The following is a 1,881-nucleotide window of genomic DNA, read 5'->3' on the forward strand; positions in this document are numbered from 1 at the left end:
CCGGACTCCGCCTCCCCACCACCCTCATCTTCGACCACCCCACACCCACCGCCCTCGCCACCTACATCCACACCCACATCCCCACCACCACGGAAAAGCCGGAGACGGCGCCCTCCGATCTCTTCGCGCAACTCGGAGAGATCGACGCGGATCTGCTGGTGAAGACCCTGGACGCCGAGGCCCGGGTGCACGTCACGTCCCAACTGCAGCGCCTCCTGGCCAAGCTGGGAGCGACCTCCACGACCACCGACGTCGCGCAGAAAATCGACTCCGCGTCGGACGATGAGATCTTCGACTTCATCGACAAAGAATTCGGCATTTCCTGACCGCACGTATCGACAAATCCAGCCCAGAGGAACGAATCTGTCATGGAAAACGAAGAGAAGCTCCGCGGCTACCTCAAGCGGGTCACGTCGGAACTGCACCAGGCACGCCAGCGACTGGTCAAGTTGGAGTCGAACCAGCAGGAGCCGATAGCCGTCGTCGGAATGGCCTGCCGGATGCCGGGAGACGTGTCGTCCCCGGAGGACCTGTGGGAACTGCTCGCGTCCGGGACCGACGCAATCGTGGAATTCCCGACCGACCGCGGCTGGGATGTCGAAGGGCTCTACGACCCCGACCCCGAAACCCCCGGGAAGTCCACCGTCCGGCACGGCGGCTTCATGCGCGACGTCAGCGGATTCGACACCGAGTTCTTCGGGATCAGCCCGCGCGAGGCACTGGCCATGGACCCCCAGCAGCGACTGCTCCTGGAGTGCGCCTGGGAGACCTGCGAGCGCACCGGAATCGACCCGGCCACCCTGCGCGGCAGCCGCACCGGGGTGTTCGCCGGGGTGATCTCCCAGCCCTACGCGCCGCCCTTCCACCAGACTCCGCAGGAAGTCGAAGGGTTTCTGCTGACGGGCAGCACCACCAGCGTGGCGTCCGGGCGGGTGGCCTATGCGCTCGGGCTCGAAGGCCCGGCCGTCACCGTCGACACCGCCTGCTCCTCCTCCCTGGTCACCCTGCACCTCGCCGGCCAGGCCCTGCGCAACAACGAGTGCGACCTCGCCCTCGCCGGCGGAGTCACCGTGCTGTCCGGACCGGACGAGTTCGTCGAGTTCAGCAAGCAGCGTGGCCTCTCGCCCGACGGCCGGTGCAAGCCGTTCGCGGCGGGTGCGGACGGCACGGGCTGGGCCGAGGGTGTGGGCCTGGTCATGCTGGAGCGGTTGTCGGACGCCCAGCGCAACGGGCACACCGTGCTGGCACTGATCCGGGGGAGCGCCGTCAACCAGGACGGTGCGAGCAACGGGCTGACCGCTCCGAACGGTCCCTCGCAGGAGCGGGTGATCCGCCAGGCCCTGGCGAGCGCGGGCCTTGCCGCCGACCAGGTCGATGCGGTCGAGGCGCACGGCACCGGCACCCGCCTCGGCGATCCGATCGAGGCCCACGCCCTCCTGGCCACCTACGGCCAGGACCGCCCCGCCGAGCTGCCCCTGCACCTCGGCTCCATCAAGTCGAACATCGGCCACACCGCCGCAGCCGCCGGCGTCGCGGGCGTCATCAAGATGATCCTCGCGATGCGGCACGGGACCCTGCCCCAGTCGCTCCACATCGACGAGCCGACCCCGCACGTCGACTGGACCGCCGGCAACATCCGCCTGCTGACCGAGCAGACCCCGTGGCCGGTCACCGAGCACCCCCGCCGCGCTGCCGTCTCCTCCTTCGGCATCAGCGGCACCAACGCCCACCTCATCCTCGAACAAGCCCCCGTCACGGACATCAGTGATCCGGAAGAGGTGACCGTCGACGGGCCGAGTGTGTGGCTGCTGTCGGGGAAGTCGGCCGGCGCGTTGGCCGACCAGGCGGACCGACTGCACGCCTTCGCCGCCGATCGTCCCG

The 1,881-nt window shown here is 69.1% G+C and carries 1 protein-coding gene and 1 pseudogene; both read left to right on the forward strand.

Annotated features, from left to right (window positions below):
* Positions 1-326 (forward strand): annotated as a pseudogene (locus tag ACFU74_RS37155) (polyketide synthase); the annotation flags it as partial.
* A gap of 42 nt (positions 327-368) precedes the next feature.
* Positions 369-1,881, forward strand: a 1,513-nt coding sequence (locus tag ACFU74_RS37160; RefSeq protein WP_380764558.1) for a type I polyketide synthase, incomplete at its 3' end; no start/stop codon positions are given.

The organism is Kitasatospora sp. NPDC057500, assembly GCF_042802195.1.
In the GTDB taxonomy this organism is placed as follows: domain Bacteria; phylum Actinomycetota; class Actinomycetes; order Streptomycetales; family Streptomycetaceae; genus Kitasatospora.